General features: G+C 33.9%; 3 protein-coding genes. All 3 read left to right on the top strand.

Features of this window, described 5'->3' with window-relative positions:
- The coding region (locus ACH2BV_RS00365) for a LamG-like jellyroll fold domain-containing protein (RefSeq protein WP_395048425.1) at positions 1–5955 on the top strand (5955 nt) is incomplete at its 5' end.
- A gap of 336 nt (positions 5956–6291) precedes the next feature.
- Positions 6292–8415 carry a T9SS type A sorting domain-containing protein gene (locus ACH2BV_RS00370; protein ID WP_395048427.1) on the top strand — a complete coding sequence of 708 codons (2124 nt, stop codon included), beginning with the start codon at positions 6292–6294 and terminating at the stop codon, positions 8413–8415.
- An 825-nt stretch (positions 8416–9240) separates the two neighbouring features.
- Entirely contained in the window at positions 9241–10035 is a 795-nt protein-coding gene (locus tag ACH2BV_RS00375) for a hypothetical protein (RefSeq protein ID WP_395048429.1), read from the top strand.
- The last annotated feature ends 62 nt before the right edge of the window (positions 10036–10097 follow it).

A 10097-nucleotide genomic window follows, 5' to 3' on the forward strand; every position in this document is an offset into this window, starting at 1 on the left:
CCTGTTTCGGCTACAACCAATACTGGATGTACTGCTACTGGTGTTGTTTTGACTGTTCCAACAACTGCTGATAATTGTGCGGTGGCTTCTGTTACCAACAATCATCCTTCTACCACTTATTCTCTAGGAAACACAACAGTGACTTGGACCGTGACCGATGGCGCTGGAAATACTGCCACTGCAACTCAAGTGGTGACTGTGACCGATACTGTTAAGCCAACTATTAGCACTGTTCCTGTTTCGGCTACAACCAATACTGGATGTACTGCCACTGGAGTCGTTTTGACTGTTCCAACCACTGCTGATAATTGTGCGGTTGCTTCTGTTACCAACGATCATCCTTCTACCACTTATTCTTTAGGAAACACAACAGTGACTTGGACCGTGACCGATGGTGCTGGAAATACTGCCACTGCAACTCAAGTGGTGACTGTTACTGATACTGTTAACCCATCTATTAGTACTGTTCCTGTTTCGGCTACAACCAATACCGGATGCACTGCTACCATAGCCATTTTGACTGCTCCAACAACAACTGATAATTGTTCTGTTGCTTCTGTTACCAACGATCATCCTTCTACCACTTATTCTTTAGGAAACACCACCGTGAATTGGACCGTGACCGATGGCGCAGGAAATACTGCCACTGCAACTCAAGTGGTGACTGTTACCGATACTGTAAATCCAATAATCAATTCTATTACAAATATCTCAACAAGTGTTACTTCTGGAACTTGTTCAAAATCAGTTACTACAACTAATCCTACAACGTCCGATAACTGTACTGTAGCCAAATTAACTTGGACTATGAACGGTGCTACAATAGCTAGTTCTCCTTTAACAGGCATCAACACTATTGGAACTTATTCTTTTAATCTTGGTATTACTACTATTACATATTATGTTTTTGATGCTGCTGGCAATAGTTCTAATACGGTTTATACTGTTACCATAACAGACAATATTGCACCTACAATTATTTGCCCTGGTAATTTAACTGTTAATGTAGGCACAGGTACTTGTTCTGCTTCTGTTACTACAAGCAACCCCACTATTGCTGACAACTGTGCAGTTACTAAATTGACTTGGAATCTAACCGGTGCAACTACTGGAGTATCTGCTGCAACGGGTATTAATAATTTAGGTGCCAAAGTGTTTAATTTAGGGTTAACTACAGTGAGTTATCGAGTAGAAGATGCTGCTGGAAATTTTGCAACTTGCTCCTATACTGTCAAAGTAATAGATAACGAATTACCTTCAATAACATCACTTCCAGCGATAACAGCAAATTGCTCAGTAACCATTTCTGTTCCTCCGACATCGCCAGATAATTGTGGAACTATAACTGGTGTTACAGGTGATATAACATTGCCGTATACTTTTTCTACTCCGGGATTTTATATAGTGGGATGGAATTTTACAGATGCTTCAGGAAATAGCAAAAACATCTCACAAACGATTACAGTTGTTGATAATACAGCCCCTGTGCCAAGCGCAGCAAGTTTGCCTAATTTAAACTTTACAGCATGCGAACTGTTAAGTTCCCAATTGACCTATCCAACTGCAATTGATGGATGTAACGGAACAATTGTTGGCGTACCAAACGTTCTATTTCCTTATAGTGTTTTAGGAAATTCCATTATCACTTGGACTTATACGGACACAACTGGAAATGTATCCTCACAAAACCAAAACATTCAAATGACCTCTGAAGTTATTGATGGTGGTATATTAAAAGGATATTTAACCTCTGCTGGTGCTACAACTGCGGCTACAGTAGTAAATATAACATCTTGTAATAGCGGCGGGAATGAAATTAAAATAAATCTAACCGGCCAAATTGGCACCATTGTTCAATGGGAAAAATACGAAGTTGGTGATGCTATTTGGGTATCCATTCCGAATACAACAAACAACTATACTGTTACTTTTTATCCAGCGACAACAGAATCTACCTTCTTTAGAGCCTTAATTAAAGTAAATTCTTGTTACCAGTATTCTAGTAGTTTTTATGTAAGAGCTTTACCTGCTGACAAACCCCCAATTTTAGTTCAAAGTTTATTTAATATTTGTTTAAACGAAAATGTTACATTAGTGGCACGTCGAGGGTACACCATACAAGAAGATGCTTTAGCTGGAAAAGGCGGAGACTTTAACACAGGGCAATTCCCTGACAAATTCAATGATGACATGTGGAGAATTGACGGTAAACCTTCTGCTTCACATTGGACTGCAAATGGTAATGCTACAAAAGACACTAACTGGGCAGGAACAAATCCTCATCCTTTTGGTACTATAACTTATGATTCTGGTGATCCAAAATTTGGAATAGCTCAAGGAAATTACTATTCTTCTTGGATTCAACAAAAACAACCCCAAGTTTATACAACGGTATCAACTCTAGAAACTCCAATATTTAGTTTGAAAAATATGAGTTCGGCTTCACTTAATTTTGACCAAGCTTATAATTTGGTTTCTGGCGATTATATTAAACTAGAATTATCTCTTGATGGCGGCCTTACTTATACAATTACGCTTCAATCTTTTATAGGCCCAAAAACATGGGACTGGGCAAGTCATCTAGGTTCAACCGCTACTCAATATAATTTTCAAAACGATAATTCTACTTTTGATCTAACTCCATATGTAGGACAACCTAAAGTAAGAGCACGATGGACTTTTCATGGAACATCTGATAAAAGTGTATGGGCCATTGACGGAATTACCATCCCTATAGTCCCTAAATTAGATGCAATTGAATGGACGGATGGAATTGGAAATCCAGGAATTCCTCCTATTGCAAATGGAGTATTAGAATCTTCTTTTACTTATACCCCTGAAGCTCCAGGAAAACATCAATACGGCGCAACTGTTCTGGTAGATGGATGTAGATCTTATGACGCCTCAGGAACTGCTATGGCTGATGTAAATGTGAGTTATTCTTATGCAGGAAATAATATCACTTTAGGGCCAGAAGTTTGCGGGTCAAACACTGTTAAATTAAATGCTTATGACAATTCTAAAACAGCCAATCAAAATGAAGCTAAAGGTTCCTATACCGCTCCTATTGGATGTTTAACCTGTAATGATCCAGGAACAGAAGTAGTAGGCAGCTGGTCTATAACTGGCTCTAGCAGCTGCGGAACAGGAACTTTTTCTAATATAAATGATCCTGACGCAATCTTTACAGGTGAAGTGGGAAGTTATGTATTGACTTGGACAGTAAAAGGATGTTCAAGTTCTGTTAATGTTCTCATTTCTAATTGTTCTACAGTAGACTTTGATGGAACGAATGATTATATCGATTTTAAAAAGCAAAATTATGATTTAAATTCAAATTTCAGTATTGAAGTATGGGTAAAAACAGCAGTATCATCAAGTAATATCCAAACAATATTTTCTAAAAGAAATGGAAATGTTCTTGGAAATGGATATGACTTGAGAGTTCAAAATGATTATGTTACATTTAGATGGAATGGTACAGGAAGTTTAACTTCACCACATAAAATTGGATCAAATAGATGGTATCATATTGCTGTTACGTATTCAAATAGTGAATATAAATTATATATTGATGGAATTTTAATGGGTACTAAAAACGGAAGCAGTTTACCAATTGTAAATACTTACAAAGCATTATTAGGAGCAATGGATCAAGATAATAATGCTCCTAATAATCCAATAAATTATTTTAAAGGTTGGATTGATGAATTTAAAATTTGGAATGTTGCTTTAACCGATGAGCAAATTCGTCAAATGATGAATCAGGAAATTAAAGAGCAAATAACTGGTAACAATGTGGTGTATGGAGAAATTATTCCTATGCCTATTTATGGTTTGACTTGGTCAAATTTAAAAGGGTATTATAGAATGAATCAATTTGGCTGTGGTTATCTAAAACCAAATTTTGGTGTTGGTGTTGATGGAAAATTGAAGAATATAACTTCGGCTGAGCCACAAACCGCTCCACTGCCCTATTATTCAATTATTGGTGGTGATTGGACAGATACAACTTCAACAACTCCGTGGGCCTATGGAAACTCTGTTTGGGATTATCCAAATAGTAAAGGTATTAACGGAGCGGATATAGATTGGAATATTGTAAGAAGTTTACATAATATAAATTCTACAGCAAAAGACATTACTTTATTAGGATTAAAAGTTGAATCTGGAAAATTAACTATTGCAAAACCTTCACAACCATTAGACGAAAAAAATAATGGACAAGGACTATGGATTACTCATTACTTAAAATTAGATGGAAATATTGATTTAGTTGGAGAGTCACAATTAGTTGAAAAAAGATATACAACAAATCAGTTTAGTGAAAGCATATTAGACGAAACTAGTACAGGATTCATAAAACGCGACCAACAGGGTAAAAAAAATAGTTACAATTACAATTACTGGTCATCTCCTGTAAGCATAATTCAGGGAAGTCTAAATAATATGCCTTATATAATTAAGGATCTTATTAAGGATGGCACAAGTTCAGCTAATCCCAAAACAATAAATTTTGGAACTGCTTTTGATTTTGCAGATGGAACAATTTCAAATCCTATAAAAACATCAGATCGCTGGATCTGGTCTTATAACTCTCAAATACTCCAAGGTGATGAATGGGCTAATTATTATCAATGGTCCCATATTACAAGTCAAGGCGCAATAAAAGTTGGCGAAGCATTTACTATGAAAGGTACTGGTGGAGTTGCTAATGTCACAGATACGCAAAACTATTCTTTTATTGGTAAACCAAATTCAGGAACAATAACATTGAACTTGACCCAAGATAATAGTTATTTAATAGGAAATCCATATCCATCAGCTCTTGATGCCGATGAGTTCATAAAAGACAATCTTAAAGATTGTTTGGGTTGCAGGTCAACTGTAAATTCCTTCAGTGGAGCGCTTTATTTTTGGGATCACTTTGGGTTATCAAACAATCACATTTTGGCTGAATATGAAGGAGGATACGCAACTTATACATTAATGGGAGGCGTTGCAGCTATCAACAATAGCGCATTAAATTTAAATGATGGAGCAATTGGATCAAATGTGCCTAAACGATATATACCAGTAGCTCAAGGATTTTTCATAGATGGTTATATTGATTTTGAAGTCGTAGGTGCTCAAATACCAACTGTGGTTCAAGGCGGTCCAATACTTTTCAAAAATAACCAACGAGTTTTTCAAAGAGAAAGTACTCCAAGTTCTGTTTTTATGAAAAAAAGAGAAACAGCAAAAACAAGTGCGGATTCTAGACAAAAAATAAGATTAGGATTTGAATCATCAATTGGTGCGCATCGACAAATTTTAGTTGGAATAGATAGCAATGCAACGAATCAATTCGATATTGGTTATGATGCTCCAATTTATGATATAAATGAAAATGATATGTATTGGGAAATTAATACAAATAAATTTGTAATTCAGGCAGTACCAAATTTTAATACTGAGCAAACAATTCCTTTAGGTATAGTCACTAAAAACGAAGGTGAAGTAAAAATAAAAATTGATGAACTTGAAAATATTTCCTCAAACACAACTGTTTATTTATATGACAACCAAACTGAAATTTATCACGACCTTAGAAATAGTGAATTTAAAATAACACTTGCAATAGGCGAATTTAACAAACGATTTTCATTGAAGTTTAATAAAAATCAAACACAACAATTACTTGATGTTCAAGAAAACGAATCCAGTGATGATATTATGGTATACTATTCTAAAAAAACACTCTTCATTAAAAACAATGAATTAGATACAACAGTAAATAAGGTTTCATTATTTAATATATCAGGACAAGCTGTCGAAAATCAAAAAACAGAAAATCAAGAACAACAAAACATTCAAGTTCCAGTTAAAAATGTAAGTTCTGGCGTATATATTGCCAAACTTAAAACCTCAGAAGGAGTAGAAATAAGTAAAAAAGTCATTGTCTTTGATGATTAATTAAAAACTATAAAAAGAACAGTCTTTGTTATTATATTTATTCCGTAAACTTCCTAATAAAAAATCCCTCCGAATCTATATATGGAACTGGAGGTTTTCTTAGTATTTACATCTTTCATTTTCTAATTGTCCTTCACAAATTTTCAATAAATATTCAACCTTTTTTCTTATAAATTTTTAATTATTTGTGTATTTCATCGATTAAATATGTTTTTAATCGTGTTTTTTAAAATATTTAGCTATCTTTATTAAAGAATTAAAATATAAAATATCAGGATATTTTATTTTGAATTAAAAAAAAATAGCATTCATCTACCCTTTTTACCCCAAAAAGAAATGAAAACACCTACCAACATCGTAATAAAAATTCACCTTACTTTTGGGTGTCTTTTTATTGCTTTTTTGGGATTCGCACAAACCATGAATATTACTCCATTAAATCCGACTATTTGTGGAGAAAATAATGTTTTAACAATAAAGGCCACATTTGGCGCTGTTACTTGGAGTTTTGTAACACCTGTAGATGCTTACATTAATAATCCACCTACAATTCTTTATACTAATCAACAAGTCAGCACTATATATTTAAAACCAAATTTATCACAGCTAGAGTCTGAAACCTTTACTATTAAAGCAAACAACTCTTTAAGCGATGGATCTATAGTTTCTCAAATTATAACTGTAAAAAATAATACTAAAATTTGGCGTGGCGGCAGAGCTACTGATTGGACAAATCCTAACAATTGGAAACCATTTGGAGTACCTTCTGCATCAAATTGTGTGATAGTAAATGAAAACGCAGTGATTACTGGACCAAATTACAATGCTTATGCAAAAAACGTAACAGTTAAATCTATAGGTTCTTTTGAAATACAAACAGGCAATAACCTGACAGTAACTGATTGGGTTAATGTAAATACTGGTGGCGCCTTTAACATCAGAAACAATGCCAGTCTAGTACAAACTAACGAAGACGCTAATACTGGGAATATTAGAATAGAAAGAATTACACAACCAATGAGTTATTATGATTACACCTATTGGAATTCCCCTGTAACATTAGCTTCCGGATTCACTTTAGGAAGTCTTTCTCCTCAAACATTAAGTGATATTTGGAGTTACAACCCGAGCGTTTCCGGAGGTAGTGGAAATTGGGTAAATTTAAGCCCTTCAACGATAATGAATCCTACCAAAGGATATATTTTAAAAGCTCCTGACACTTTTTCGAGCAATCCTTCAACAAAAGTAACTTATACTGCAACATTTATTGGAACGCCTAACAACGGAACTATTTTAGCTCCTATATCTAAAGGAACAAACGCAAACATTGGAGGATTAGTTGCCGATGAAGATGATGAATGGAATCTCATAGGAAATCCTTATCCTTCTGGAATAGACGCAAAAAAATTCTTGGATTTACCTGAAAATTTGTCAGCTATAGACGGAACAATATACGTTTGGACTCAGATTCCCCAACCTACAACTACGACTCAAGATCCTTTCTACGGGGACTATGTTTTAAACTACACCGCTAATGATTATGCCAGTTTCAACAAAACTGGAGCTACGGGAACAGCGTCTTCTGCAACTAATGCAGTAACAACTCCCACAGGTTTTATAGCAACTGGACAATCGTTCTTTGTAAAAGCGGCTACAACAATGGCAAATGGAACAACAAAAAATGTTACTTTGAATAATAGTATGCGAATTGAAGGAAACAACCCTGATTTCTTTAAAACAAATAATAATACTAAAACTGTAATTGTAGAAGAAAAAAATAGAATTTGGTTAAATTTAACCAATAATTCTGGTGCTTTTAGTCAGACGTTAATAGGCTATATAACTGATGCAACGCAAGGTTTAGATAGAGGATTTGATGGAGAATCTTTTGGAGGAAACAACGTTACCTTCTATTCTATTATTCCAGAAGCTAAACTTACTATTCAAGGTCGTGCGTTACCATTTGATGCAAATGATACAGTAATTCTTGGATACAATGCAGCAAAAAAAGGAAACTATTCTATTCGGATTGATCATTTAGATGGTGTTTTTGCTAGTCAAAGCATCTATTTAGAGGATAAAGACCTTAATATTATTTATGATTTAAAACAAAAACCATATGTTTTCAGTACTAAAGTGGGAGATTTCAACAACCGATTTGTGCTTAGATATGGTGGAAAAACACTAAGTGTTGACGAGAATAACATCAAGAATAATAACATAAAAATCACTTATATAAAGAACAGTAATAATCTTGTAATTAATAATAATTCATTAGACGCAACTGTAGAAAAAGTAACGTTATTTAATATTCAAGGACAATCCATTTCAACCTGGAAAGTCGAAAATCAGGATCAACAAAATATTCAAATTCCAATTAAAAGCATTAGTTCTGGGATATATATTGCCAAACTGAAAACTTCAGAAAGTGAATTAAGCAAAAAAATTGTCATTAACTAATAAACAGACTATTGTGAAAAAAATATTTAGCACAACACTTAGGGTTATTATGGAACCACAAACTTTTCTAGTTCTTTTGTACGGTTCTTTCTTGATTTACTTATTATTGATTTTTGACATTTATCTGAAATAAAAATCCTATAATAAAAATATAAACTGTCTTTTTAGACAGTTTTTTTGTTTTAAAAAGGGAAACAACTCTTTTTCATATATTAATAAAAAAAAGTATTTTTCGTCAATTTTATTTTTATTTATTCTGCAAATCTAAAAAAATGAAAACTAAACTTATCCCTCATTAAGTTATGATGATTTAAGATTTTGTGCTTACTTAAGATTAAACATTTCTTCAAAATAAATTGTTTTTTTACTTAATTTTTTCAGACGAAGTTTAGAAATAAAAAGGTGTCGATTGTGTAAAAAATCGATTTGCCCCGAGAACAATACCTTGTTGAGTGTTTTCTATTTGTATAGTTTACTTAACAACATTAGGAAAACCATACATTACCACAACATTAACAATTTGTTGTGGTTTTTTATTTTTTTTTAGCAATCGTTATATTATTAATTTCTCAGTATAAATCAAGGTTTTTTTGATATTGTAAGTAAAATATCAATTTTTTTAAGAATGTGTAGTTTTTATGCATACAGTTTAATTTCTGCTTCAATTAATAGCTTTAGATTTATATTTTACTTTCTGTTACTTTTTTAAGTCTTTGATGAAGAATAAAAAACAATTTTTGATGTTCCATAAAAGTCAGATTTCTGTTTAAATAACGTCCCTTTTTTCATTAATTATTTAAGAAAATTATAATCAAGAATACCTTTATGATAAAAAATTACACTACTTACAAAAAAACCTACTTCACTTTAGCTTTTTTTATCATTACATTTTTCGGATATTCACAAACAACAACAACCTTTACATCAAATAGCACTTGGGTTTGTCCGGCTGGAGTCACCTCTATAACTATTGAAGCTTGGGGAGGCGGTGGTAATGGTGGTGGTGCTAATGGTGATTTGCATGCTGGTGGTGGAGGAGCTGGAGGAGCTTACGTAAAAAATAACTCTTTGAGTGTGACTCCCGGGGCATCATACAATATTATAGTTGGATCTGAAATTATAGGAGATTATGGATTTGGACGAAATGGAATTTCATCTTCCTTTGCCTTAACCGCAACTCCGGCTGTTTTGCTAATTAATGCAGTAGGCGGTAATGGAGGTATTCCTGCCACTAATACCAATCCTTATGCCAATGGAGGAGCAAGCGTTACAACTGGAAACATTGGGGGTACCACCTCTGATATTTATGGCTTACCTGGAACGGCTGGAACAGCAGCAAAAGCTGGAGATGGAGGAAATTCCGGTGGCGGAGCATTAGGAGGCATTGGCCTAGATACTCAATTTACCAACCCGGGTAGTTTATATGGCGGTGGCGGTAGTGGTGGATATACAACTGCTAACGGTCCTAGTAGAATTGGAGGTACTGGTGCGGGTGGAAAAGTAGTCATTACTTGGAGTTACCTTGATTTTAAAGGAACTACCAACAACGATTATGTAGATTTTGGCAATAATAATAGTTTAACAAACCCGTTGGGTGCAATTAAATTATTTGTGTTTTAATATTGTTTATTGGTCTTTCAAAAATAAATTTATTGATGAATTGCACCAAAGTTAATGCTGTT

Source organism: Flavobacterium sp., from assembly GCF_043780635.1.
GTDB lineage: Bacteria > Bacteroidota > Bacteroidia > Flavobacteriales > Flavobacteriaceae > Flavobacterium.